This is a genomic window from Herbaspirillum sp. VT-16-41, from assembly GCF_001994935.1.
Taxonomy (GTDB): domain Bacteria; phylum Pseudomonadota; class Gammaproteobacteria; order Burkholderiales; family Burkholderiaceae_D; genus Herbaspirillum; species Herbaspirillum frisingense.
The window spans coordinates 164,744-191,648 of record NZ_MUXB01000121.1 but is presented as its reverse complement, the minus strand read 5'-3'; the positions used below and the strand labels follow the sequence as shown (position 1 = coordinate 191,648).

Annotated in this window: 19 protein-coding genes and 1 other RNA gene; 14 read left to right on the top strand and 6 right to left on the bottom strand. The window is 61.2% G+C overall.

Annotation, left to right across the window (positions count from 1 at the left end; genetic code table 11):
- Positions 1-13: 13 nt before the first annotated feature.
- The gene (locus BTM36_RS19560) at positions 14-1,015 is read right to left on the bottom strand and encodes a transglycosylase SLT domain-containing protein (protein ID WP_077237602.1); all 1,002 of its coding nucleotides are present in this window, start codon (positions 1,013-1,015) and stop codon (positions 14-16) included.
- A gap of 463 nt (positions 1,016-1,478) precedes the next feature.
- On the opposite strand from BTM36_RS19560, the gene ubiD reads away from it, so the two are divergent.
- The gene (gene ubiD, locus BTM36_RS19555) at positions 1,479-2,963 is read left to right on the top strand and encodes a 4-hydroxy-3-polyprenylbenzoate decarboxylase (protein WP_006464646.1); all 1,485 of its coding nucleotides are present in this window, start codon (positions 1,479-1,481) and stop codon (positions 2,961-2,963) included.
- A gap of 105 nt (positions 2,964-3,068) precedes the next feature.
- An RNA gene (ffs, locus tag BTM36_RS19550) (signal recognition particle sRNA small type) lies at positions 3,069-3,167 on the top strand.
- A 111-nt stretch (positions 3,168-3,278) separates the two neighbouring features.
- Here the strand turns inward: ffs and BTM36_RS19545 are convergent.
- On the bottom strand, positions 3,279-4,286 hold the full coding sequence (locus BTM36_RS19545) for a glucokinase (RefSeq protein ID WP_077237601.1): 1,008 nt from the start codon (positions 4,284-4,286) through the stop codon (positions 3,279-3,281).
- Positions 4,287-4,447: 161 nt separating this feature from the next.
- Positions 4,448-6,265: a tetratricopeptide repeat protein gene (locus tag BTM36_RS19540; protein WP_077237600.1), complete on the bottom strand. Its 1,818-nt coding sequence runs from the start codon at positions 6,263-6,265 to the stop codon at positions 4,448-4,450.
- A gap of 285 nt (positions 6,266-6,550) precedes the next feature.
- On the opposite strand from BTM36_RS19540, the gene BTM36_RS19535 reads away from it, so the two are divergent.
- On the top strand, positions 6,551-7,234 hold the full coding sequence (locus BTM36_RS19535) for a fumarylacetoacetate hydrolase family protein (protein ID WP_006464652.1): 684 nt from the start codon (positions 6,551-6,553) through the stop codon (positions 7,232-7,234).
- A gap of 324 nt (positions 7,235-7,558) precedes the next feature.
- Complete coding sequence (locus BTM36_RS19530; RefSeq protein WP_006464653.1) at positions 7,559-9,040, top strand: DEAD/DEAH box helicase; 1,482 nt, start codon at positions 7,559-7,561, stop codon at positions 9,038-9,040.
- Between the two features lie 9 nt (positions 9,041-9,049).
- Here the strand turns inward: BTM36_RS19530 and gluQRS are convergent, their stop codons facing one another.
- Together gluQRS and BTM36_RS19520 are read right to left on the bottom strand one after the other, a co-directional pair.
- On the bottom strand, positions 9,050-9,940 hold the full coding sequence (gluQRS, locus tag BTM36_RS19525) for a tRNA glutamyl-Q(34) synthetase GluQRS (RefSeq protein ID WP_077237599.1): 891 nt from the start codon (positions 9,938-9,940) through the stop codon (positions 9,050-9,052).
- Positions 9,937-10,875: a LysR family transcriptional regulator gene (locus tag BTM36_RS19520; RefSeq protein ID WP_077237598.1), complete on the bottom strand. Its 939-nt coding sequence runs from the start codon at positions 10,873-10,875 to the stop codon at positions 9,937-9,939. The genes gluQRS and BTM36_RS19520 overlap by 4 nt, the downstream gene beginning before the upstream one ends.
- A gap of 149 nt (positions 10,876-11,024) precedes the next feature.
- On the opposite strand from BTM36_RS19520, the gene BTM36_RS19515 reads away from it, so the two are divergent.
- Positions 11,025-11,726, top strand: coding sequence for a pirin family protein (locus BTM36_RS19515; RefSeq protein ID WP_077237597.1), 702 nt, complete (start codon positions 11,025-11,027; stop codon positions 11,724-11,726).
- A 128-nt stretch (positions 11,727-11,854) separates the two neighbouring features.
- Positions 11,855-12,430, top strand: a complete 576-nt coding sequence (locus BTM36_RS19510) for a flavodoxin family protein (protein WP_006464657.1) — start codon at positions 11,855-11,857, stop codon at positions 12,428-12,430.
- A gap of 94 nt (positions 12,431-12,524) precedes the next feature.
- Here the strand turns inward: BTM36_RS19510 and BTM36_RS19505 are convergent, their stop codons facing one another.
- Complete coding sequence (locus BTM36_RS19505; protein WP_077237596.1) at positions 12,525-13,415, bottom strand: sulfurtransferase; 891 nt, start codon at positions 13,413-13,415, stop codon at positions 12,525-12,527.
- Between the two features lie 239 nt (positions 13,416-13,654).
- Here BTM36_RS19505 and dnaE point away from each other — a divergent pair, with 239 nt between their 5' ends.
- The 8 genes from dnaE to BTM36_RS19465 all read left to right on the top strand — a co-directional run bounded on the left by dnaE (position 13,655) and on the right by BTM36_RS19465 (position 26,672).
- The gene (gene dnaE, locus BTM36_RS19500) at positions 13,655-17,113 is read left to right on the top strand and encodes a DNA polymerase III subunit alpha (protein WP_077237595.1); all 3,459 of its coding nucleotides are present in this window, start codon (positions 13,655-13,657) and stop codon (positions 17,111-17,113) included.
- 195 nt (positions 17,114-17,308) lie between these two features.
- Entirely contained in the window at positions 17,309-19,093 is a 1,785-nt protein-coding gene (gene msbA, locus BTM36_RS19495; RefSeq protein WP_077237594.1) for a lipid A export permease/ATP-binding protein MsbA, read from the top strand.
- Between the two features lie 12 nt (positions 19,094-19,105).
- On the top strand, positions 19,106-20,308 hold the full coding sequence (locus tag BTM36_RS19490) for a glycosyltransferase family 9 protein (RefSeq protein ID WP_254427043.1): 1,203 nt from the start codon (positions 19,106-19,108) through the stop codon (positions 20,306-20,308).
- Position 20,309: 1 nt separating this feature from the next.
- On the top strand, positions 20,310-21,416 hold the full coding sequence (locus tag BTM36_RS19485; protein WP_077237593.1) for a glycosyltransferase family 9 protein: 1,107 nt from the start codon (positions 20,310-20,312) through the stop codon (positions 21,414-21,416).
- Between the two features lie 2 nt (positions 21,417-21,418).
- A complete protein-coding gene (locus BTM36_RS19480) occupies positions 21,419-22,408 on the top strand; it encodes a glycosyltransferase family 8 protein (RefSeq protein ID WP_077237592.1) in 990 nt (329 codons plus the stop codon).
- 69 nt (positions 22,409-22,477) lie between these two features.
- Complete coding sequence (locus BTM36_RS19475) at positions 22,478-23,605, top strand: glycosyltransferase family 9 protein (protein WP_077237591.1); 1,128 nt, start codon at positions 22,478-22,480, stop codon at positions 23,603-23,605.
- A gap of 333 nt (positions 23,606-23,938) precedes the next feature.
- Positions 23,939-25,225: an O-antigen ligase gene (locus BTM36_RS19470; protein ID WP_168189806.1), complete on the top strand. Its 1,287-nt coding sequence runs from the start codon at positions 23,939-23,941 to the stop codon at positions 25,223-25,225.
- Between the two features lie 130 nt (positions 25,226-25,355).
- Entirely contained in the window at positions 25,356-26,672 is a 1,317-nt protein-coding gene (locus tag BTM36_RS19465) for a glycosyltransferase family 9 protein (RefSeq protein ID WP_077237589.1), read from the top strand.
- Positions 26,673-26,905: the final 233 nt, after the last annotated feature.

The window sequence follows — 26,905 nt, the reverse complement described above, 5'->3', positions numbered from 1 at the left end:
AACGCACTGGCCCTTATAGGGCAGCGAGTTGTTCTTCCGCCTTTGGCTTGGCAGCCGATGCCACGTTGTTGTTGGCCGGCTTGGGCTGCTCGGCGCTGGCCGCCACACCCGAGGCCGGCGGCAGCTTGACGGTTGCCGTGGTGTAGATGGAGATGTTCTTGCCCATCGCGACCTGCTTCAGGTTCTGGTACTCGGACAATACCTTGATGCCATAACCACCGTCGTTGGACATATCGGCCGCGCCGACGTAGCTCTTCAGACCTGCTTCGACGGAGCCGCCACGGGTGACATATTCCTTCAGGATCTGCGAACCGACGCGAATGTTGGCGACCGGATTGAGGGCTGCCTTGATGCCGCCCAGCTCCTGGAACTTGTCGTGGTGCACCTTGGCCATCACCTGCATCAGTCCCTGCGCGCCCATCGGGCTCTCGGCGAAGGGATTGAAGCGCGATTCGATGGCGATCACCGACAGGATCAGCAGCGGATCGAGCTTGATGTCACGGGCCGTCAGGTAGGCGGCAGACACCAGCATGTCGGCAGCGTCACTGGCCACGCGATAGCGCTTGGCCAGCCAGTTGGTGACCAGCTTCTGCTGACGCGGGTTGCCCAGCAACTGGCGATCTTCGGCCGACAGGTTCTGTGCTGCCAGCGGAGTGATCGGCGCAGGCTGCACCGTATCGGCCGCCATCACGCCTGCCAGGGCGGTGGTCGGAGCCACGGGTGCGGTGGGCGACATCAATTCGGCCAGACCCGGGGTGGCCGGGGTGTCGGCTTGCTGGACTTCCTCCGTGGCATCGGAGAAGGGGGACATGCTGATCAGCTTGTCAGCCAGTTCGGGATTGAAGAACATCAGGCCCAGCACGAACAGCGCGGCAATGCCGAGTATCGTCAGAACACGATGGGCGATACCGAAAAATTGAGCAATGCGCGAGTTGCCGGAGAGATTCCGGAAATTCACGCGGCGAAGCACCTGCGGGGCGCCTGATAAAGGCGCCTCGGAAGCTTGGTTGGACATTGAACCTCCTGCATTATTGCGGCAAAAACAGGGCGCGCCTGGCCAAGAAGTGAAGACCAAACGGCTGAACTGTCGTCGCTGCAATCTATTACGTTACCGTCGCAAGGCGTTACGGCAAGGCCATCCGCGAGGCCTGCTGGCCCTGCCGTCGGATGGCATGTTTCGGGGGGTAGGGCTGACGCCCTGGACACACTTCTTGAGTTGCTGGGACCCCGGATCCCTGGATACCTTGCTTGGCTTGACTGTTTTGTTTCAAGCCTCTACGAGCCCACGGCTCACCTCTTCGGTTTAGAGTGGGCGAATTGTAGAAGCCACTTTATATCGAGTCAATACTATGAAATTAGTTCTTTATAACTTTTGTGTATCATATTCAGCGTGGCCTTCCTTCAAAAATCAATAGAATCAAGCGTTTGCCGGGGATAGTTGAGCCGGCTGTGATGCAAAAAGAAATTTGTTAAAAAGTATGAAATACACTGATTTGCGTGACTTTATTTCCCAGTTGCAACAAAAAGGGGAGCTCAAACGGGTCGCGCACCCGGTTTCCTCGCATCTGGAGATGACCGAAATCGCCGATCGCACCCTGCGAGCCGAAGGTCCGGCGCTCCTTTTTGAGCAGGTTGATCAGAAAAATATCCCCGTTTTAGCGAATCTTTTCGGTACTCCTCATCGCGTCGCACTCGGTATGGGGGCCGAAAGCATCAGTGAATTGCGCCGCATCGGCCATCTGCTGGCGCGTCTGAAGGAGCCGGAGCCACCCAAGGGTATCAAGGATGTGCTGGATCTGGGCACGCTGGTGAAGTCGTTGTGGGACATGGCGCCCAAGGAGCGCGGCTCGGCACCGTGCCAGGATGTGGTGTGGGAAGGCAAGGACGTGGACCTGTCGCGCCTGCCGATCCAGCACTGCTGGCCTGGCGATATTGCACCGCTGATCACCTGGGGGCTGGTCATTACCAAGGGGCCGCACAAGAAGCGTCAGAATCTGGGCATCTATCGCCAGCAGGTGCTGGGTCCGAACAAGGTCATCATGCGCTGGCTGGCCCATCGCGGTGGTGCGCTGGATTTCCGCGAACACTGCATCGCGCACCCCGGAAAACCCTATCCGGTGGCCGTTGCCCTGGGTGCCGACCCGGCTACTATATTAGGAGCAGTCACACCGGTGCCGGATAACCTCTCGGAGTACCAGTTCGCCGGTCTCCTGCGCGGCAGTCGCACCGACCTGGTCAAGGCCATGGGCAGCGAGTTGCGCGTGCCGGCCTCGGCCGAGATCGTGCTGGAAGGGCATATCTATCCGGACGAAAAACATGCTTCCGGATTCGAGCACGCGCTGGAAGGTCCGTATGGTGATCACACCGGTTACTACAATGAGCAGGACTGGTTCCCGGTCTTCACCATCGACCGCATCACCATGCGACGCGATGCCATCTATCACTCCACCTATACCGGCAAGCCGCCTGACGAGCCGGCCGTGCTCGGCGTGGCCTTGAATGAAGTATTCGTACCGCTGCTGCAGAAGCAGTTCGCCGAAATCACCGATTTCTACCTGCCACCGGAAGGTTGCAGCTACCGCATGGCGGTGGTGCAGATGAAGAAGTCCTATGCCGGTCACGCCAAGCGGGTGATGTTCGGGGTGTGGAGTTTCCTGCGCCAGTTCATGTACACCAAGTTCATCGTGGTGGTGGATGAGGATGTGGACATCCGCGACTGGAAGGAAGTGATCTGGGCCATCACCACGCGTGTGGACCCGGTACGCGATACCGTCCTCGTCGATAACACGCCGATCGATTACCTGGACTTCGCCTCGCCCATCAGCGGGCTGGGCAGCAAGATGGGCATCGATGCGACCAACAAGTGGCCCGGCGAAACCAATCGCGAATGGGGAACGCCGATCGTGATGAGCGATGAGGTGAAGAAACGCGTCGATACCATTTGGAAGGATCTCGGCATCTGATGTGCCGGCGCCACTGATTGACGCACTTGCGCGGCCTTGCAGTTTCTGATGCGGTGCAATGAATTAGCTGGCCGGGGTGATGTGAATTGGGATACAATGCTCCCCGGCGGGCCCCTGCGCATTGTGGCATGGTCAACCTGGTCAGGTCGGGAACGAAGCAGCCACAGCTATTTCCCACAAGTGCCGCAGACAAGGCTCGCCTCTTGATTTCATCTCAGCCGTTATGTTCGTCATGACGGCTTTCTGCAAGTCCCCCCCCTTCCAAAGAGACTACACCGCCGCTCCATGTGCGGCGGCCTGCATGTTGGATACGCGCTATCGGCGGGCGTCCAGGCGATCTGCCAGGATGGCCGACACGCCCGTGAAAGCCGGATACTCCGCCGTGATCACATAGGTCGGAATGGCCTGGGTCAGGACCGACATACGCCCCTTGTTCTCGAAGCGCGCCCGGAAGGGTGAGCGGGCGAAATAATCCCCCAGGTGTGGAACCACGCCGCCACCGATATAGATACCGCCGAGCGCACCCAGCGTCAGCGCCAAGTCGGCTGCCACCGTACCCAGCATGCTGCAGAACAGGTCCACCGTTTCGCGGCAGATGGCGTCGCCTTGCTGGAGCGCACCTTCCACGATGTCAGCCGCCTTCAACTCGGCAGCGGGATGGCCGTCGATGGCCAGCAGGGCGCGATGGATGAACTCCAGGCCGGGGCCAGACACCAGGCGCTCCGCCGATACGTGCTCATGGAATTGCCAGGCATAGGCCAGCACCGCCGCTTCACGCGGATTGGCCGGGGCGAAGGCCACATGCCCGCCTTCGCTGGCCAGCGGCAGCCAGTGGCCGTCGCCACGGATCAGACCGCCCACACCCAGCCCGGTGCCAGCGCCGACCAGGCCGATTGGCTGGTCTCTTTTGGGCGCACCGCCACCGATCTGCTGCAGCTCGTCGGTGCGCAATTGTGGGACCGCCATTGAGAGCGCGGTGAAGTCATTGACCACCAGCAGCAGTTCCAGCCCCAGCAATTGCCGTGCAGCCTCGATGGAAAAGGCCCAGTCGTGGTTGGTCATCTTGATCTGGTCACCTTGCACCGGATTGGCGATGGCCACCACGGCGTGCCGGACCGGTGGCTGGCCTGCCAGCTGGAGATAGGTCTGTACGGCATCGGTGAATTCCGGATAGTCGGCACCGCGCAGCACCTGCACCTGTTCGATATGGCCGGGTGCCGTTTCCAGCGCAAAGCGGGCGTTGGTGCCACCGATGTCGGCGAGCAGGCGCGGCCCGTCGGCCTGCGCCTTGGAAGTAGAAGGAGAGGGGGCTCCGGTTTGCATAGGGTTGTCCTTGTTGTCTTCGTTCCGTAGGGGCGGCAGAGCGCTGGGCGTCGCCGCCGGTCGGAATGTGTCGGGTCATTGAGGCCTGCCTGAGGGTATGAGGCAGACCGGCGCGCCAGGTTCCGACGGATGGTCGTCCATCCGCGACGGCGCGCATGGTATCAGTGTTGGGGCAGGCGTTGTTGGAGTGCTGAGCGAACCTGGGCAATGACCTCGTTCCAGTCGTCCGTCTGGGTCTGGCGGAAGATCGTGAAGGAGGGATACCAAGGGGTGTCGCTACGATCCAGCTGCCAGCGCCAGCAGGTATTGACGCGATTGAGCAGCCACACCGGCTTGCCCAGGGCACCGGCCAGGTGGCATACCGAAGTGTCGACACTGATCAGCAGGTCCAGATGGGCGATCAGGCCCGAGGTGTCGGCAAAGTCGCGCAGTGCTCCAGAGCAATCCTTGACGTGGCTGGCCAGCGGATGGCTGTGCAACTGGGCCAGCGCCGTGTCGCCGACCTGCACCGAATAGAATTCCAGCTGAGCGTGCTCGCGTGCAAGCTCCACCACGGGTGCCAGTGCATCGAAGGGGAGCGAACGCTGGCCGTCGATCCGTACGGCGTCCGGATGGGTTTGCGCCGAACTGCCGGCCCAGACCAATCCCACGCGCAGGGCGCGGTTGTGCGGCAGGCGTTGCGCCCAGTCGCTCCAGGCACTGGCGTCAGGCAACAGATAGGGCGCGCGCGGAATGTCTGCTTCGCTGAATGACTGGCACGCCAGCGGCAAGCTCATCAATGGGCAGTGCACATCGAAGGCCGGGCGCATGAAGCGCTGGCTGCTGATGACCTCGGCCGCCCCGGGGACATTGCCCAGCAGCTTGACCAGGGCGGGTTGCACTTCCAGGATCACGCGTGCGCCCATGGCTGCCACCAGCGGCACGTACCGTACGAATTGCAGGGTGTCGCCAAAGCCCTGTTCGGCGTGCAGAAGGATGGTCTTGCCCTCCAGCGAAAAATCGCCCAGCCAGAGCGGCTCGGTGAAGTGGCGCAACTGACCTTGCATCTGTTCGGTGTACCAGCGCGCCTCGTAGGCGCGCCAGCCATTCTGGTAGTCCCCTTGCAGCAATTGCATGAGGGCGTCGTTCCACGGCGCGGAGGAGGCGTCTGGATTCAATTGGCGGGCGCGATCATAGGAGTCGGTGGCCTCGTCGAAGCGACGCAGGGTTTCCAGGGTCGAACCCCGATTGAACCACAGGTCGGCCGAGCTATCGTCCAGTGCCAGGGCTTGGTCATAGGCTTGCAGCGCTTCCAGCGGGCGTTGCAGCTGTACCAGGACATAGCCCCGGTTGGACAGCGCCTGGTAGAAATCAGGCTTTACCGTCAGTGCGCGGTCGTAGGCGGCCAGGGCTTCTTCCAGCAGGTAGCTGTCCTTGCAGGTATTGCCGAGGTTGAACCAGGCTTCGATGAAATCCGGGCGCAGGGTCAGGGCCGAGCTATACGACTGGCGTGCGTCGGCGTAGGCAAACAGGTCGTGCTGCGCATTGCCTTGCTGGAACCAGGCATCGGGATTGTCCGGGTTCATCTTCAGCGTCCGCGCGAAGTCTTCCAGGGCTTCGGCGGAGCGTCCGAGACGCCGCAAGGCTGTACCACGCCGCAGCAAGGCGTCGGGAAAATCAGGTTTGGTGGCGATCAGGTGGTCGTAGCGGGCGACGGCTTCCTCGTCCCGTCCCAGTTGTTCGAGCGCCCCTGCGTGGTCGAAGTAGGTATCCAGGTGGCCGGGATTGAGGTCGATGGCCTTGGCCAGTTGCGCCTCGGCAGCAGCCCAATCTTCCTGATGCAGCTTGAGCATGCCATACAGGTAATTGGCTTCGAAATGCCGGGGCAACTTGAGCAGGACTTTCTTGTACAGCTCCTCGGCCGGCGCCAGATCGCCTTTTTGATGCAGCGCGAGGGCTTTTTGCAGCAGGATGAGGGAAGGATTGGCTTGCTGACGCATGGATTGGTTCGGGAGAGAAAAGGGGGCAGGCGGCGTGGCCGGCCTGAGCGTGCAGCAAGTGTCCCAAATTCATTCCGATTTATCCAGCGGATTACAGGTGGAATTGCCGCCTATATCTTCCTTGCGGCTGCTTGGGTCGCCGCAAGCGGCAATGTGGCTTTTCTTTTACACTAGGACGACGTCAGACAACTGACGGTCGACGCAAGCCGGCATCGACCGCTTATCTTCATTTGTGCTCATGCAGGTATTGCGCCACAACGATCACGCCACTACGGAGTCTTCCCGATGAGTTTCGCCATCCCCGCACCCGCCCAGACCACGATCCCCGTGGTGGGTGGTGCTCCATTCCCGGTCCGCCGCATCTATTGCGTCGGTCGCAACTATGCCGCCCACGCCCGCGAAATGGGCCATGACCCGGACCGTGAACCGCCATTCTTCTTCATGAAGCCGGCTGATGCGATCGTGCCGACCGACTCCGTGCTGCCCTATCCGGCCGCTACCGCCGATTACCATCACGAGATCGAGATGGTGGTGGCGCTGGCCAAGGGTGGTCGCGATATCCCGGTGGAACAGGCGCTGGATCTGGTCTACGGCTATGCCGTCGGCCTGGACATGACCCGCCGTGACATCCAGGCGCAGGCCAAGAAGCTGGGCCGCCCCTGGGACATGGCCAAGGGATTCGACCAGTCCGCACCCTGCGCACCGATCGTGCCGGTGGCACAGTCCGGCCATCCAGAGCGCGGCGCGGTGTGGCTCAAGGTCAACGGCGAAGTGCGCCAGCAAGGCGACCTGTCGGACCTGATCTGGAGCGTGGCCGAGACCATTTCCTACCTGTCGGGCCTGGTCGAGCTGTTCCCGGGAGACATCATCTTCTCCGGCACGCCCGAAGGGGTGGGCGCGGTGGTCAAGGGCGATCGCCTGCAGGGACATGTCGACGGCTTGCCCGATATCAACATCACCATCGGCTAAGCCTTCGCACAGCCGCGCCAGCCGGTTCTTGCGGGCGGCTGTTTGACCTGGTTTCCGGCCTGCCGGCCCCGGCTGGCCGGGGGCGGAAACCAAACTGTCATGAAGCGATTGGCGATGCGGCGTATAATAGGGAGTTCCGGGCGTGGCAGGTCGTCGTCCCGGTCAGCATCTTTTGCATCATCCGAAGCGCCCGGCCGCTCAGGTTTGGCCGGTTCGCCCGTAACACATCAACACAGAAAGCAATCAGAACCCGTGCGCATGCACCCCATGCACCGGAGCCGCCTGGCGGCTGCCGCGGCGCTGTCGCACCGTTCGCAATAAACCATGTCCGACACCACGTCCGCGTCCGCAGCACCGGCTGCACCCGCCGTCCGCTTCGAAGATTTCGGCCTCTCGCCCGATATCCTGAAAGCCCTGGCCGAGCAAGGCTATGTCCATCCCACCCCGATCCAGGCCCAGGCCATTCCTGTGGTGCTGCAAGGCCGGGACGTGATGGGCGCTGCCCAGACCGGTACCGGCAAGACCGCCGGCTTCTCGCTACCCATCATCCAGCGCCTGCTGCAACACGCCAGCCACAGCGCCTCGCCGGCCCGCCACCCGGTGCGCGCCCTGATCCTGACGCCCACCCGCGAGCTGGCTGACCAGGTGGCCGACAACGTGGCCGCCTATTGCCGCTTCACCCCGCTGCGTTCCACCGTGGTCTTCGGTGGCGTGGACATGTCGCCGCAGACCGCCATCCTGCGCGCCGGCGTGGAAATCGTCATCGCCACTCCAGGCCGCCTGCTGGACCACGTGCAGCAGAAGACGGTGAACCTGTCTCAGACCCAGATCCTGGTGATGGACGAGGCCGACCGCATGCTGGACATGGGCTTCCTGCCGGACCTGCAGCGCATCATCAACCTGCTGCCCAAGCAGCGCCAGAACCTGCTGTTCTCGGCCACCTTCTCGCCGGAAATCAAGAAGCTGGCCGCCAGCTTCCAGAACAACCCGGTCACCATCGAAGTGGCCCGCAGCAACGCCACCGCCGAAAACGTCACACAGACCATCTACAAGGTGGATGAGGCGGCCAAGGCCGATGCAGTGAGCTTCATCATTCGCCAGCGCGAACTGAAGCAAGTGATCGTCTTCTCCAACACCAAGATCGGCGCATCGCGCCTGGCGCGTACCCTGCTGGCCGAAGGCGTCAAGGCCTCCGCCATCCACGGCGACAAGACCCAGGGCGAGCGCATGGCCGCGCTGGAAGCCTTCAAGCAGGGCCAGATCGAAGTGCTGGTGGCCACCGACGTGGCTGCACGTGGCCTGGATATCGCCGAGCTGCCCTGTGTGATCAACTACGATCTGCCCTACAACGCCGAAGACTACGTGCACCGTATCGGTCGTACCGGTCGTGCCGGTGCCTCGGGCGACGCCATCTCGCTGTTCTGCGACAAGGACGACCGTCTGCTGACCGACATCGAGAAGCTGATCAAGAAGAAATTCGAACGTGCCGAGCTGGCTGGTTTTGCTCCCCGTGCGCGTCATGAACGCGGTGAACGCAGTGATCGTGGCGACCGGAGTGAACGCGGCGAGCGCGCCGACCGTGGCGAGCGCAGTGATCGGGGTGATCGTAGCGACCGCGGCGAACGCAGCCGCAGCAGCCGCGATGGCTATTCCGCTGCGCCGCGTCGCGAGAAGGTCGATCCCTGGTTCCTCAAGCCCTACGAGCCCAGCGCCGTCGAAACCGTGTCCACCAAGCCGGAATTGCCCAAGAACAACCGTCCCAAGCCCAAGGTGGCAGCCCTGCTGGGCGGCATGCCCAAGCGCTGAGCGCTTCTTTCAGCGCGAGCCGAAACGCGCTTGCCAGCCGGTGAGCGCGCCATTCCAGAATCCTTCCCGGTCGCGGACCTGGCCTGTTTCGCTGGCCAGTCCGAGGAAAGCAGCGGCCTGCTGCAACTGTTGCAGTGGCTGTCCCAGGTCCAGTGCCTGCGCGCCGTTCTGCTTGGAAAACTTCTCCCCCGTCTCATTCACCAGCAGCGGTACATGCAGGTAGCGCGGGGTCGGATAGCCCAGCAAGCCTTGCAGGTAGATCTGCCGTGCCGTCGAGTCCAGCAGGTCGGCCCCGCGCACGACGTCAGTCACGCCCTGTTCGGCATCGTCCACCACCACCGCCAGCTGATAGGCCCAGAAGCCATCGGCTCGCTGCAATACGAAATCCCCCACCTCCGAGGCCAGGTGCTGCGCCTGCGGCCCCAGCCAGCGATCTTCGAACTGCACCCGTTCCCCCGGCTGCCCGGCATCCGGCACGCGTAGCCGCAGCGTGCGGGCCTGCTTGCCCGGTGCCAGGCCGTGGCGGCAGGTGCCGGGATAGATGGCGGCGCCGTCACTGGCAGTGCCCACCCGTGAATCGGCGATTTCCTTGCGGCTGCAACCACAGGGATACACCATCGTGCCCAGCTTCTCCCGGGCCAACTGGTAACGCTCCTTGCGCTGGCTCTGGACCAGTACCGGGCCGTCGGCATGCATGTCCAGCGCCGCCAGGGTCGCCACGATGTCATCGGCAGCACCCGGCACGGTGCGGGTTTCGTCGATGTCCTCGATGCGCAGCAGCCAGCGCCCGTCATGGATGCGCGCATCCAGGTAGCTGGCCAGCGCCGCCACCAGCGAACCGGCGTGCAGCGGCCCGGACGGGGAGGGCGCGAAGCGGCCGACGTAGGCGCAGGCGCTCACATTGGCTCCGGTGCGGAGACCGGCCCGATCAGCGATGCACGTACCTGCGGTTGGGCCAGGTGCTGGATGAACCATTTGAGCGATTTGCCCTGTTCAGCCTTGGGCCAGGCCACCATGAAATTGTCGTTGGGTTTGGCGGCCAGGGTCTGTTTTTCCACCAGCGCCCCCGAGGTCAGGTAGGGTTCCGCCCAGATGCGGGGCAGATGGCCGCAGCCCAGGCCCGCCAGCTGCGCCTGCAGCTTGTCGGCCACGGTGGCCACTGTCAGGGTTTCCTGGCCTGACAGCAGGCCCATGGTCAGGGTCGGCAGCGACTGGCTGTTGTCCCCCACGGCAATGGCGCGGTGGCTGCGTACCAGCTCGGCCGACAAGGGCTCGTCGGCGGTGGCCAGCGGGTGCTGCGGCGCTACCGCGAATACCCAGTCCACGGCGCCCAGTTCCTGCATCTGGAAGCGGCCACTGGTGCGCACGACCTCCGGCCCATCCAGGGTCACCCCGATGACCAGGTTGGCGCGGCCTTCGATCAGCTTTTCCCAGGCGCCGGTCAATACCCCGGGCGTGAAGCGCAGGCGGGTGCCGGATTGTTCGCGATCGAAGGCTTCGATGATGGGCAGCATCTTGTCGAAGGGGATCAGACTGTTGAGCACGATGTGCAGCTCGGTCTCGCGGCCGGTGGCGGTGCGTTTGACACGCTGTTCCAGGTCGCTGGCGGCCAGCAGCAGGTGCCGGCCCTCCTGCAACAATTGCAGCCCGGCCGGTGTCAACTGGGCTCGATGGCCACGGCGGTCGAACAGCAGCACGTCGAGATCGTCTTCCAGCTTGCGCACGCTGTAGGTCAGCGCCGAGGGCACGCGGTCCAGTGCCACGGCAGCGGCGGCAAAGCTGCCCTTGCGGTCGATCATGTCCAGGATCAGCAGGGATTCCAGGGTCAGGTTCACGTCGCTTTCCCTTGTTTAAAATTTTTGAATGAACACTACGGATTTTAGACCTTATCTCGGGAAAAGTTAGCCACTATAGTGACGCCATCGACAAACATTTTGTACAAACCACTTCCGGTCTGTACGTCACTTGAGAAAGAGGTGTTGACATGATGGAACTTCGCAAAGCGAACGATCGTGGCCACGCCAACCACGGTTGGCTGGATTCGTATCACAGCTTTTCCTTCGCGGATTACTATGATCCCAAGCACATGGGTTTCGGCCCGCTGCGCGTGATCAACGAGGATCGCGTGGCCGCTGGCCAGGGCTTTGGTACGCACGGCCACCGCGACATGGAGATCATTTCCTACGTGCTCGAAGGCGAGCTGGCCCACAAGGACAGCATGGGTAACGGCAGCGTGATCCGTCCGGGTGACGTACAACGCATGAGCGCAGGCACCGGGGTACGGCACTCGGAGTACAACCACTCCCAGGACGGTACCACCCACTTCCTGCAGATCTGGATCATGCCGGACCGCGCCGGTGCCGATCCTGGCTACCAGGAGGCGCATTTCTCGGCCGCCGACAAGGATGGCAAGTTGCGCCTGGTGGCTTCCGGCGACGGTCGCGACGGTTCAGTCAGCATGAATCAGGACGCCCAGCTGTATGCCGGCCTGTTCGACGGTGCCCAGCGTGCCGACTATGCCTTGCCGCAAGGCCGCCTCGGATATATTCACGTGGCCCGTGGCAAGGTCAGCGTCAACGGCCAGGCCCTGGAAGCCGGCGATGCCGTCAAGCTCAGTGCGGTCGACCGCATCGAGATCAGCGACGGCGACAAGGCGGAAGTCCTGTTGTTCGACCTGCCGCGCTGATGGATTCGGGTGTCTGCTGCGGCAGCCCCATGATTCTGTAGTCTCGTAGTCGCATTGCCCGCCGGTACCGATCACACCGGCGGATTTTCCACCGTGTCACTTCACTCTCTAGAGAAGGAATACCCGTCATGACCAAAGTTGCCATCGTCTACCATTCCGGCTACGGCCACACCAAGAAGCAGGCTGAAGCCGTGCAGGCCGGCGCTGCTGGTGTTGCCGGCGCCGATGTCGAACTCATCGCCATCAGTGCCGAAGGCACCATCACCGACGCGCAGTGGGCCAGCCTGGATGCGGCCGACGCCATCATCTTCGGCTCGCCGACCTACATGGGTACCGTGTCCTGGCAGTTCAAGAAGTTTGCCGACGCATCCTCCAAGCCCTGGTTCAGCCAGAAGTGGAAGGACAAGGTCGGTGCCGCCTTCACCAACTCGGCGACCATGAACGGCGACAAGCTCTCGACCCTGCACTACCTGTTCACCCTGGGCATGCAGCACAGCATGATCTGGGTCGGCACCGGTCTGATGCCCTCCAACAGCAAGGCTGCCCAACGCAACGACATCAACTTCGTCGGTTCCTTCTCGGGCCTGATGGCGCAAAGCCCGTCGGATTCCTCGCCGGAAGAAGGCCCGCTGCCGGGCGACCTGGAAACCGCCAAGCTCTTCGGTGCACGCGTGGTGGAAACCGCAGCCAAGTTCAAGAAGTAAGCAGCAGGAAGCATCCAGCAACCGCCACGGCGGACGTAAAAAAGCCGGCCTCAGTTCACTTGGGCCGGCTTTTTCATTGCTGCAGGACGGGCGATCAGGCCTGGGCGGACGCGGTTTCCTGTGTTTCTTCACCCTTGCGCCGCGCCGAAGCGCAATGCGGGCAGGACTTGCCCGGCACATAGTCTGGCGACAACTGCTCGCGTGGCGTGACCACGGCGCGGCAGGCGAAGCACTGGGCGGTCTGGGTTTCCTTCAGCTCCGGGCTCAGGGCGGTACGGTAGTCGAAGACGAAGCAGTCGCCGTTGTAGTGGGCGCCGCCGACATCCTCGAAATACTTCAGGATCCCGCCTTCCAGCTGGTAGACATGGTCATAGCCGATGTTTTGCATGTGGATGGCGGCCTTTTCGCAGCGGATCCCGCCGGTGCAGAAGGTGACCACGGTCTTGCCTTCGAAGTCGGCCCTGTGGTCCTCGATGACCTTGGGGAATTCGGTGAACTTGCTGATGCGGTAGTCGACCGTGTTCTCGAAGGTGCCGACATCGACCTCGAAGCCATTGCGGGTATCGACCATCACCACCGGACGGCCCTCGTCATCATGGCCCTGGTCCAGCCAGCGCTTGAGCTCCCTGGGTTCCACGAAGGGTGCCCGGCCCAGCTCGGGCTTGATCAGCGGATGCTTCATGGTGATGATTTCAGCCTTCAGTTTCACCAGCATGCGCGTGAACGGTTGCTTCTCGGAATAGCTTTCCTTGACGATCAGGTCGGCGAAACGCGGATCGGCGCGCAGCCAGGCAAGGAAGGCGTCGATGTCCGGCCGCAGGCCGGCCAGGAACAGGTTGATGCCCTCCGGGCTCAGGATCACCGTGCCACGCAAGTTGTGTTGTTGGCAAAACGCTAGGAATTCGGGACGCTTTTCAGCGGTATCGTCGAAGCTGACGAATTTGTAGGCGGCGATGTTGACGTAGGGTGTATCGGGGGACTGCATGGTTCGTTACTCAGCTCTAAGTCTTTGAATTGTCAGCATTATATACGCGCAGCCCAGGCGTTCGCAGCAATTTGCCGGCGCCTGCCCGGCTGGATGTCGCTTCTCTGATGCAGATCAAGGCGGCTTCTAGCAATATTTCGAGCAGATTTGTGTAAATTGTTCACAGGCAGTTGAATTCCTGTGAAAAGCTGGTCTCGCAAAGCCGAAGTGCATCCCAAGCTCCGGTAAAATGTCGTCCTATGACTACCCCGCAATTTGTTCATCTCCGAATGCACTCGGAGTACTCCATCGTCGACGGCCTGGTGCGCATTGACGACATCGTCAAGGCCGCTGCCAAGGATGGCCAGGCCGCTCTGGCGGTGACCGATCTCTCCAACCTGTTCTGCATGGTGCGGTTCTACAAGGAAGCGCGTGGCAAGGGTGTCAAGCCCATTGCCGGCTGTGACCTGTGGATCACCAACGACGCCGATCGCGACAAGCCGTTCCGGCTGCTGGTGCTGATCAAGAGCCGTCATGGCTACCTGCAGCTATGTGAAGTCCTGTCCCAGGCCTGGTTGAACAACCAGTACAAGGGCCGCGCCGAAGTGCGCATGGAGTGGCTGGAGGCGCTGCGCCACCAGGAAGGTGGCAATGGCTTGATTGCCTTGTCCGGCGCCGGGCTGGGCGACATCGGCCAGGCCATCGACAACGGCAACCTGGCCCAGGCCGAAGCCTGCGCCCGCCGCTGGGCCGATATCTTCCCGGGTGCCTTCTACCTGGAACTGCAGCGTGCCGGCCAACCCAACATGGATGTACAGGTGCGCCAGAGCGTGGCCCTGGGCGCCAGGCTGGGCCTGCCCTGCGTGGCTACCCATCCGGTCCAGTTCCAGAGCCCGGAAGAATTCATCGCCCACGAAGCCCGCACCTGCATCGCCGAAGGCGAGATCATGGCCAATGCGCGCCGGGTGAAGCGCTTCAATGAACAGCAGTACTTCAAGTCGCAGGCCGAGATGGCCGAGCTTTTCGCCGACCTGCCGGGGGCCATTGCCAATACCGTCGAAATCGCCAAGCGCTGCAACCTGGTGCTGCAGCTGGGCAAGCCACAACTGCCGGACTTCCCTACGCCGGACGGCATGACCATCGACGACTTCCTGGTGGCCCAGACCAAGGCCGGGCTGGAAGTGCGTCTCAAGGAACTCTTCCCCGACGAAGCCGAGCGCGAGAAGCAGCGCCCGCGCTATGAAGCGCGCCTGGAGTTCGAGAACAACACCATCATCAAGATGAAGTTCCCGGGCTACTTCCTGATCGTGGCCGACTTCATCCAGTGGGCCAAGAACAATGGCGTGCCGGTTGGCCCCGGCCGGGGTTCCGGCGCCGGCTCGCTGGTGGCCTACTGCCTGCTGATCACCGACCTCGACCCGCTGCGCTACAACCTGCTGTTCGAACGCTTCCTGAACCCGGAACGCGTCTCCATGCCCGACTTCGACATCGACTTCTGCCAGGAAGGTCGCGACCGGGTGATTCAATATGTGAAGGATCGTTACGGCAAGGAGGCGGTCTCGCAGATCGCCACCTTCGGTACCATGGCGGCCAAGGGCGCGGTACGCGACGTGGGTCGCGTGCTGGACCTGGGCTACAACTTCTGCGACGGCATTTCCAAGCTGATTCCCTTCAAGCCGGGCAAGCTGGTCACGCTGGCCGATGCCATCGAGGAAGAGCCGCTGCTGAAGGAGCGGCTGGAGAACGAAGAAGAGGTCAAGCAGTTGATGGGCCTGGCCCAGCAGGTCGAAGGCATCGCCCGCAACATCGGCATGCACGCCGGTGGCGTGCTGATTGCCCCCGGCAAGCTCACCGATTTCTGCCCGCTCTACACGCAGGGTGGCGACTCCGGCGTGGTATCGCAGTACGACAAGGATGACGTCGAAGCCGTCGGCCTGGTCAAGTTCGACTTCCTGGGCCTGACCACGCTGACCATCCTGGATCGCGCGGTGCGCTACATCCGCATGCTGGACCCGGCCATGGCCGAGTTCGACCTGGCCAAGCTGCCGCTGGACGACCGGCCCTCATACGAACTGCTGACCAAGGCCAAGACGGTCGCCGTGTTCCAGCTGGAAAGCCGCGGCATGCAAGGCATGTTGAAGGACGCGCGCCCCGACCGTTTCGAGGACATCATCGCCCTGGTGGCGCTGTATCGTCCCGGCCCGATGGACCTGATCCCCGACTTCTGCAAGCGCAAGCACGGCGAAGCCTTCGACTATCCCGATCCGCGTACCAAGGACATTCTCTCCGAGACCTACGGCATCATGGTCTATCAGGAGCAGGTGATGCAGATGGCGCAGGTGATCGGCGGCTACTCGCTGGGCGGCGCCGACTTGCTGCGCCGGGCGATGGGCAAGAAGAAGGCCGAGGAAATGGCCAAGCACCGTGAGCTGTTCCGCGAAGGCGCGGCCAAGAACGGGCTGGACCAGGCCAAGGCCGACGAGATCTTCGACTTGATGGAAAAGTTCGCCGGCTACGGTTTCAACAAGTCGCACGCGGCCGCTTACGCGCTGCTGTCCTACTACACCGCCTACCTCAAGGCCCACCACCCCGCCGCGTTCATGGCCGCCAACTTGTCGCTGGCCATGGAAGACACGGACAAGGTCAAGATCCTGATCGAAGATGCGATCGACATCTGCAAGCTGGCCATCCTGCCGCCGGACATCAACAAGTCCGACTACCGCTTCATGCCGGTGGGCGAGCCCGGCAAGAAGGCGACCCAGATCCGCTACGGTCTGGGCGCGGTCAAGGGCGCCGGGCAGAATGCCATCGAAGCCATCCTGGAAGCACGCAAGAGCGGCCCCTTCAAGGACCTGTTCGATTTCGCCAAGCGGGTGGACAAGAAACAGATCAACCGTCGCACCATCGATTCGCTGATCCGTGCCGGCGCCTTCGACTGCTTCAAGGTCGATCGCGCCATCCTGCAAGCCTCGGTCAACCTGGCCTGGGAAAGCGCCGAGCAGGCCGAGAAATCGGCCAACCAGGTCAGCCTCTTCGGTGGCGACGACAGCGACCTGGAAGCCCCGCTGGAATACGTGCAAGTGCCGCCCTGGAGCGACAAGCAGCGCCTGACCGAGGAAAAGGGCGCGCTGGGCTTCTATCTCTCCGGTCACCTGTTCTCGGCCTATGAAAAGGAAGTGCGCCGCTTCGTACGCACCAAGATCGCCAGCCTGGAACCCTCCTGGGAGCCGCGCAGCCTGGCCGGCATCATCACCGGCGTGCGGGTGCAGATGACCCAGCGCGGCAAGCTGGTGATCTGCACGCTCGACGATGGCACCGGCGTGATCGAAGCCACCATCTACAACGAACTCTTCGAACCCTTCAAGCATCTCATCAAGGAAGATGAGTTGCTGGTGGTCTCGGGCAAGGTCTCGGAAGACCGCTTCAATGGTGGCCTGCGGGTGGCCGCCGACAAGGTCATGGACCTGGGCGCGGCGCGTATCCAATATGGCGTGCGCATGGTGGTGTCGCTGAACAAGGCGGTTGATCCCAACCAGCTGCGGGACACGCTGTCGGCACACCGCCAGGAGCAGGGCCTGCCCTTCGTGATGCGCTACCAGCAATCCGATGCGGCCTGCGAGGTGGTGCTGGGCGACGCCTGGCGCGTCAATCCCAGTGACAGCCTGCAATCGACCCTGGTGGCGTCGTTCGGCAAGGAGGCGGTGGTGGTCGAGTATTAAGCCAGTGATGTTGATAGCCTGGTATCTCGCCGGGCTGTCGTCGCTTGCAAGAATGCAAAAAAACCGTCGCATCAACGTTTCAGTCACATCCTCCACTGCAGGGAATGATCCTGGGGGCGGTAGAATGGCGGGCTTCTTTGCTCGTCCGCCTGCGAAAGCGGTGGCTGCACGGGCATTCCCTTATGGAAACACAGTATGAAACTTGAACTTTCGCCGTATTTCGTCCGTCTGCTACGCCTGCACAAGCCCTATCGCTGGCGGCTGGTGCTGGCCTTCATCGCCATGGCGGTGACGGCCGGGACCGAGCCAGTGGTGCCTTACATTTTCCAGGTCCTGCTGGATAAGGGCTTCGTAGGCAAGCCGGCGTTCTCGCTGTGGTTGGTGCCGGTTGCGGTGATCGGCATCTTCGTCATCCGTGGCGCCTCGACCTTTGCCAGCAGCTATCTCATGACTTGGGTCACTACCCGCATCCTCAATGAAGTGCGCGGACAGATGTTTGCCCGCATGCTGGATTTCCCGCTGGCCTTCTATGCCACCAACAGCGTGGGTAAGGTGATCAATTCCATCATGTTCGAAGTGCAGGGCATCACTGACATGGTGACCCGCATCTTCACCTCCATCATCCGGTCGGCCCTTACCGTTCTCGGCCTACTGGCCTGGTTGTTGTACCTGAACTGGTCGCTGACCATCATCACCCTGATCCTGTTGCCACTGCTGGCGACGGTGGTGCGCTTCACCAGTCGCAACCTTAAGAAGCTGAATCAGGATTCGTTGCGCGTGAATGCCGAGCTGACCCAGGTGATCGAGGAATCGACCCGCGCCCAGCAGGTCATCAAGATCTTCGGTGGCCAGGAGTTCGAGAAGCAGCGCTTCCATGAGAACTCCGAGAACCTGCGCCGATACACCATGCGCATGACCAAGACCTTCTCCTCGACGGTGCCCATCACCCAGTTCATGACGGCCTCGGCCGTGGCCATCGTGATCGTCATGGCGCTGATCCAGTCTGGCAATGGGGAGATCACCGTGGGCGGTTTCGTGTCCTTCATCACCGCCATGCTGATGCTGCTGACGCCGCTGAAGCAGCTGGCCGAAGTCAACGGCCCCCTGCAACGTGGCATGGCTGCGGCCGAAGCGGTCTTTGCCTTGATCGACATGCCCACCGAACGTACCGGCGGACGTGAACTGCAACAGCGCGCCGCCGGCAAGATTGAATTGGTCAACCTGTGCTTTGCCTATCCCGAGCGGGAGCAACTGGCACTGGACCACCTGAACCTGAGCGTGAATGCCGGCGAGACCATCGCTTTCGTGGGCATGTCCGGCGGCGGCAAGTCCACGTTGGTGAACATGATCCCGGGCTTCTATTCGGCCACCGGGGGCAAGATCCTGCTGGATGGTGAGCCCATCGAGGACATCTCGCTGCGCAGCCTGCGTCGCCAGATCGCCATGGTCAGCCAGCACGTGGTGCTGTTCAACGGCACCATTATTGAGAACGTGGCCTATGGCGATCCCCACCCGGATATAGCCCGCGTGGAGGCCGCCCTGGAAGCCGCTCACCTGAGCGCGTTGATGAAGGAGTTGCAGGACGGCATCCACACCGTGGTGGGCGACAACGGCTCGCGCCTGTCTGGCGGCCAGCGCCAGCGCCTGGCAATTGCCCGAGCGATCTACAAGAACGCCCCCATCCTGATCCTGGACGAGGCCACCTCCGCGCTGGACACCGAATCCGAGCGCGCCGTCCAGGCTGCGCTGGACTGGCTCATGGAAGGCCGTACCACTTTCGTCATCGCCCATCGCCTGTCGACGGTGGAGCGTGCCGACCGTATCGTAGTGCTGTCGGCCGGCCAGATCGTGGAAGTCGGTTCACACCAGGAACTACTGGCCCGCAATGGCGCCTATGCCAAGCTGTACCACCTGCAGTTCTCCGGCGAGGGTGCCGAGCAGGATGAAGCCAAGCTGCAGCAACTGAAGAAACTGCTCTGACAAAGAAGTCGTATGACCCAACCAGACCAAAACAGCGCAGCGGCCATGCTGCCACAAACCATTCCCGCCGAAATCTTGCAGAAGGCGGACAAGATACTGTTCGTCGCGCACCTGGCGCTGGGAGATTTCACCTACATGCAGGCCTGCTTCAAGGCCTTCGCCGAGGCCTATCCCCACATCAAGATCCACCTGTGGGTCGATGAAGTCCGTCGGACCTGGGACTTCCGCCAATGGAAGCACCTGCAGAAATACGTGGTATTCGACTGGCTGCAGACCTGCCCCATGTTCGACAAGCTCTACACCCGCACCTACAGCCCCCTGGTGCTGCGCGAGACGATGCGTGAGGCGCGTGCAGAGAACTACCCCATCGTTGTGTCCTTCGGCCTGGCGCGCCGGCCGATGTACGCCAAGATGGTGCGCAGGATCAGCCCAAAGGGCTTCGTGGTGGCCATGACCAAGCGCGTGCGCTTCTATGATTTCCGCAAGCACCTGATCTACGGTGCGCTGGACGCTGCCATTCCGGTGTATTCGCAGGACCGCACCTTGCATGTCAGCGATGTCTACGCCAACTGGTTCAAGGGCCTGTTCGGCATCGAGGTACCCAAGGATCAGCGTGTGCCCACCATGGATGTGCCGCAGCAGTGGCAGGACGGCGCCGTGCAGCAGCTGCAGCAGTGGGGTGTCGCACCCAAGGCGGCGCGCTCGCGTCCGCTGGTGTTCCTCAATGCCTTTGCCAAGCCACCCGAGCGCTCCTGGCCAGTGGTCAACGTGACCGACCTGATCAAGCGCATGCAGGCCGACCCCAAGTGGGCCGAGGCCGACTTCATCGTCAACAGCTTGCCCGAGCTGTGGGAGAGTACACAAAGCCAAATCCAGGCCGCAGCGCTGCCGCGGACCCGGCTGTTCAGCGCGCATGACCACTTCTTCCAGTTGCCGGCCATGCTGCAGCAGTCCGACCTGATCATCACGGTGGAAACCTCGATCATGCACCTGGCCAATGCGGTACGCGTGCCGGTGGTGGCGATGATGCGCCAGATCAATCCGGAATGGGCGCCAATCGATGCGGCCAATACCAATATCGTCTATACGCCCGAACACGACGACTGGATCAACAAGATCAGTGTCGATACGGTGATGGAGTTCCTGCAGCTGCCCATGGGAGCGGCGCCTCGCTTCACGTCCCTCCAGTTGCAACGCATGAAGATGGCCGGCTGACATGCAGCTCATTCCCGCATCGCGCCTGGCCAAGGCTGATAAGATCCTCTTCATCGCGCACCTGGCCATTGGTGATTTCACTTACCTGCAGAACTTCTTCCAGGCGTTCTCGCAGGCGCATCCGCATGTGCAGGTGCATATCTGGATAGACGAAGTGCGTCGTACCTCCGATGAGGCCAAGTGGGGCTACCTGAAGAACTACGCCTTGTATGACTGGGCCGAGCAATGTCCCTTCTTCGCCAAGGTCTATCGTCGCACCTATAGTCCGCAGCTGCTGGCCGAGTCGATTGCCGAGGCCCGCTCGGAACACTATCCGCTGGTAGTCTCGCTGGCGACCTTGCGCCCGCCCCAGTATGCACGCCTGGCACGCCAGGTCGGGCCGGATGCATGGGTCGTGGGCATGCGCCGCAAGCCGCGCTGGTACGCACCGTCCGACTGGCTGGCCTATCGCGGGCTGGATGCCTCGTTTGCGCGTTTCTCGCCCTTCGACGGTTATCACATCACGGATGAATATGCGCACTGGTTCAGGCAGCTCAGTGGCCTGGAAGTCAATGGCGAGCAGCGCCTGCCCTTTGTCGATATTCCAGACCAATGGCAGCAATGCGCGCAGTCGCAACTGCTGGAATGGGGCGTGGAAAATCCGACCACCGCCAGCGGCAAGCCGGCACTGGTGTTCATCAACCCCTTTGCCAAGACCAAGAAGCGTTGCTGGCCGGTGGCCCGCGTGGCCGACCTGATCCAGGCCCTGCAAGCGCGGCCGGAGTGGGCACAGACGCGCTTCGTCATCAACGCCACGCCGCAGGAAATCGAGCAGGCCAAGGCGCAGATCGCTGATCGCCTGCCGCCCAATACCTACTGGTTCAGCGCGCAGCAGAGTTTCTTCCAGCTGCCGGCGATCCTGCAGCGATGCGGCCTGATCATCTCGGTGGAAACGGCCGTGATGCACCTAGCCAACGCCGTGCATGTACCGGTGGTGGCGCTGATGCGTCGCAAGAACCCCGAGTGGGCACCCATCGACCGCGCACGCAGCACCGTGGTCATGGCCGCACGTCGTAGCGACTGGGTCGATGCGATTCCGATGGAGCAGGTACTGGAGGTGCTGTCGTGAACATGTCTCACGCGACGTCGCAAGAAGCGATGCCACAAGGCAGCAAGGATGATGTGTTCCACGTCGTGTTCTGCGTAGATGACCGCTATTTCCGCTGCATGGGCGCGACCATCTCCTCGCTGATCGACAACAATCGCCAGCGTCGTTTCGCCTTCCACGTGCTGGCCACCAAGGTCAACGACGACAACCGTCGCCGCTTTGCCAGCCTGGGTGAACAGCCCGGCATCAGCACCCATCTGCATCTGCTGGATGCGTCGCTGTTCGAGCGCTTCGAGCAGTACACCAGGTCGTCCTATTATTCCTCGTCCATCTTTGCACGGCTGGTGATTCCGGACATCCTCAAGTCCGTCACCGACCGCGTGCTCTACCTGGATGCCGACATCCTCTGCGTGGGCAGCATCGATGCGCTGGCGCAGATGGACCTGGGCCAGGACATCGCCGCCGTGGTGCCCGATGCCGAAGCCACCACGCGGCGCCGGGTGGAGGCGCTCAAGCTGAAGCACCCGTGTTACTTCAACTCGGGCATGTTGTACATCAACATTCCGAACTGGATCGCTGCCGGCATCACGCAGCAGACTATCGATGCCATCCTCAAGGATGGTGAGCACTACCGCTTCCCCGACCAGGATGCACTGAACGTGGTGCTGGATGGTCGCGCACGCTTCGTCGATATCCGCTGGAATTACCTCTACGGCCTGGTCGGTGACTTGGAAAACAATCGCCCGGCGCTGGCCATTGCCGAGGGGGCCGCGAGCTTCATCCACTTCGCCGGCTCGGTCAAGCCCTGGGGTGTCTGGAGCGGCCACGATTCGGTGCGCCTGTTCCAGCGTTACCATGCGCTATCGGCCTGGTCGGATCAGCCACTGGACCTGGAGCCGCAGAACTACAAGGAATTGCGCATGCACTCGCGCTTCCAGTGGGCACGTGGCCGCTACCTGGACAGCTTGCGCTGGTACTGGCGTTACCTGCTGGTGCGGCGCGCCCGTCGCTGAGGCCATGGCCCGCATCCACAATGACATTCCCGCAGGCCTGCCCCAAACGGCAGGCGCAGAAAGCTGAACATGGCCGAACAACTGGTACCTGCTGAGTTGCTCCGTAAGGCGGACAAGATCCTTTTCGTCGCCCACCTGGCGCTGGGCGACTTCACCTACATGCAGAACTGCTTCAGAGCGTTCAGGCAGGCATATCCGCATATCCGCATGGACCTGTGGGTCGATGAAGTGCGTCGTACGTCCGATGCCAGCCAGTGGGAGCACTTGAGCAAGTATGCGCTCTACGACTGGGTGAGGGCCTGCGGCATGTTCGGGCGCATCTACGACCAGACCTACAGCCCCAAGGGCTATGCCAGTTCGATCGAGCAGGCGCGCGCCGAGGACTATCCTATCGTGGTGTCCTTCGCCGTGCTGCGACGCCATCTCTATGCCGAGCTGATACGCAAGCTCTCACCGCGCGGTTTCGTGGTGGGCCAGAAGAAGCGCGTGCGCCTGCTCGATATCCGCAAGCACCTGGCCTATCGCAAGCTGGATGCCTTCATACCGGCGTATGTCGCCAAGGGCCAGGACCAGCACATCAGTGCCATCTATGCCGGCTGGTTCGAGAGCCTGTTCGGCCTGCAGATGGCTGCCGGAGAACGCTTCCCCTACATCGACATGCCGTCGCAGTGGTTGCAGCGTGCGCGTGCCGACCTGGAAGCCCAGGGCATCGCGGCCGATGCGCCGCTGGTGTTCCTCAATGCCTTTTCCAAGTCGGAGGAGCGCAGCTGGCCCTTGCAGCGGATGGTGGAGCTGGCTGGCCGCATGCGGGCGCTACCCCAGTGGCAGGATGCGCACTTCATTCTCAACGTGGTACCGGAAAAGCTGGAGCAGGCGCGCGCCGTGATTGCCGCTGACCAGAGCGGCCGCCTGCACCTGTTCAGCGCCCAGGAGAACTTCTTCCAGTTACCGGCGGTCTTGAGCCTGTGCCGCTTGATCATCTCGGTGGAAACCGCCGTGATGCACCTGGCCAATGCCGTGCGGGTGCCGGTCATCGCACTGATGCGCCAGACCAGCCCGGAGTGGACACCGATCGATGCCGCCAGCAGCACCATATTGACTGTGAAGACACGCAAGGGATGGTTGACCGAGATCACCACCGACGAGGTGATCGACCTGCTGCAAAGGACGACGGTATCTACCGTCAGGGAGTTTTGATTTGTATTGAAAACAGATTACGTCAATATCAAGTAATAAGCGGTATTCGTAGATATGACCAAAAATGCCGATACGCATTGCGAAATGCAAGCATGGCTCGAGTCATCGCCGGTATACTTGGTCGGCCCTCAGATTGGCTTTTTCCGCACAAGACAGTATCGGTCAGGCGACGAGGCAAGAAATTGATAGCCGGTTGGCAGCAATGCCAGAACTGGTATGGATGTATCAGGGAAAGAAGATGAAAATTTGGGAAATCGACAGCCAGAGATTGTCGATAAAAGAGGTTTCAGGGGAAATGACGTTCATACCGACTGTCATTTGGGAGACCTGCTAATGGATGAGAAGCCGATGTTGCCAAAGCTCATGCATTGGTTGTTGTTTGTCGCTGCGGCGGTCTTCGTGGTCTTGGGGATGTCCGTTGATCGTGTGGCCGGAATCAGCTACCACCTGCTGTTGTTGCTTGCGGTCGTTGCCATTTTCATGCGCGGACGGCGTTCGCTCGTCAGCTATGGCGCTTCCTGGAAGACGCTTTGGCCTCTCTACCTGGCTGTTTCGGGATTCACAATCTGTCTTCTCCTGAGCCAGACAATGATTGGCAACGGGTCGGTCAAGGATTTCAATATTGCCTTGCGCTTCCAGGGCTTCATGGTCTTGTGCTGGGCGTTTTCCCAGATGCCACAACGATTCTTCCGCTGGTTGGGCACGGCATTCGCGCTGGCCACCCTGGTGGCCACAGTGAAGATCTACTGGCTGACAGGCGGCGGCGTGTCGCGGGAACATGTCAACTTCATGCCCATCCTTGCCTACTCCGAGCTGGCAGCTATTCTTGGGACCTTGGCGGTGTTCAGCATCAAATGGGATACCGAGCTCCCTGAGTCAATGCGAAAGGCCCTGATGGCGCTGAAACTGCTTGCAGGGCTCTGCGGTATCTATTGCATCTACCTTTACCAGTCACGCGGCGCTTGGCTGGCCATACCGATCTTCGTCATTGTCGGGTGTGTTGTGTTTGTTCCTGGTAGAAATCGGCTGTTCAAGATTAGCGCAGCGCTCTTGGTGATGATCGCCATCGCTACTCTATACAGTTCGAGCGAGAACATCAGACAGCGTCTGATGAGTGTCCAGAGCGATCTGGTTTCTTTCGAAAGCAGGTCGGACCTGAACACCTCCGTCGGGACGCGCCTGCAGTTGTGGAACGGTTCGCTGCGACTTTATCGAGAGCATCCATTCATCGGTGTCGGCGTCAATGGCTATTCCAATGCGCTGGGTAAGCTGGCCAAGGAAGGTATCATCAGCCCAGAGGCTGCCTATTATCCACACTCCCATAACGAATTCCTGTTTATCGCAGTCGTTTTCGGCACTTGTGGTGTAGTGGCACTATTGGCCCTGTATCTTGTGCCTGTCGTCTTCTTCTGCTGCTATGGTGCCAGACAATCAGAGACTGCACGGGTGACCGCAATGATGGGCTTGGTGTTGTGCCTCGCTTTCGTTTCCGACGGCTTGGTGGACGTGATGTTCATCTGGCGTGAGTGCAGCCTGTTCTACACGGTCCTGCTGTCATTGCTGATGGCGGCGCTTTTGCGCTGGCGCAAGCCTGCTCCCGAGTATCTCGGCACCTCCTGAAGCGAAGCCGTAACGCAGGGCTTCAATCTGGGGGAGTCTGCCCACTGCCTTGACTTTTCCCCGCGGGAAATCAGTGCTTCTCCGGTGGTACCGATTGCTTGGTCTAATAGAGCAGACATTTTGGTGAAAAATGGGAAAAACGTTTAAGCAGAGCTTGCGCGAATACAATTGGGAAAAGAACTTCCTGATCAGACGCTGGAAATTGCGCATGCGCTTTGCGTTGATGGGCATGGTCAAATGGATCATGCGGCCGAGAAGGAAAAACCCTGACCTGTCAGCGGCCAGGAAAATCCTGATCGTCCGCAATGATCGCATCGGCGACATGATTGCGACGACGGCCTTGATTCGCAACCTGGCCAGGTGCGGTTATGTGGTCTACGTGTCTTCCAGGAAGCCCGCACTGGACATCATCAAGCATCATCCGCATGTCAGCGGTACCTTCGTCTATGACGACAGCAGCATGGGGGCATGGCTGCAGAGCATGCGGGCCGCCCGGCGGGAGAAGTTCGACCTGGCCGTTGATGTACGCTGCAATCGCTTCGTCGACCTGAAGAACCTGCTCTTCTGTTCCTACCTCCGGACACCGATCTTGGCCGGCTTCAACAAGAGCAGCCTGCCCACGTTCAACCGCCCGATTCCCTACTACTCACCCGAAAGTCACGTCACCGTACAGTTGCGCACACTGCTGGAGCAACTGCAGGTGAGGGCAGACGACCTGCACTACGAGCTTTTCGTCAGCGACGAGATCAGGGCAAGGGCAGGTTCTTTCCTGCAGACCCTGCGTCATGGTGGACAGAAGAAGATTGTCGTCTTCAACCCTTTTGGCAGCGTCCCGGCACGGTTCCTGTCTGATGAACAGATCGGCATCGTGTGCCAGCAGCTCGGCAGTCAATACCATGTCGTGCTGATCGGAGAGAAGGACCTTGTCCAACGCCTGAATGCGTTGGAACAGGTGTCGATCTTTGATTCGCAAAGCGTGCTGGATGTCATTCCGCTCATTGAGCAGGCTGATCTCGTGGTCACGGTCGATACCGCCATTGTTCATATCGCGACCTGCTATCAAAAGAACACAATCGCTTTCTACATCAATACGGTTCCCGTCGCGCCGGTCAGCACGGATCTCAAGATCGTGCGCTCCCATGAGATATTCCTGTTGAACAGCAAGCTGCAGGATTTCTACCAGGACAGTCGGTACCTCATCAAGAATGCTCCGGACAGGACGATCCCGGTCAATCATCTTGTCTGGGCGCCCAATAATCCACGTGCACAGCAGATCGTGTTCGACAGCGATCCGATTCGCAACGTGGAGGGGGCATTGTTCCAGGCACAGTTCGCTCGGTCCCTCGCAGCAATCCATGAAGCATGCGAGGACATGGCACAGCAAGCCGACAAGAGCAAGGAGCAGTCCCTGGAGGTGTCGTCAATGAACGGTGGCGCCAGCATGTGAAAACACCGGGCATGCGATTGGCGGCACAAGTCAGCTGTTCTCCGCCGCAGAGGCGGTTCATGTCGCGCCTCGGTCTGCAGGGCGGTGTGACCTACATCAGGATGATGTCGTATGAACCTAAAATTTTAGAAATTACCTTTTTAATCAATAGATTAGGTAATCAAAAATCAGATTTTTCGGTTTCAGCTACCCACCGAGCTACCCGGTTGCCAAGTGGCACTCAATGATACCTT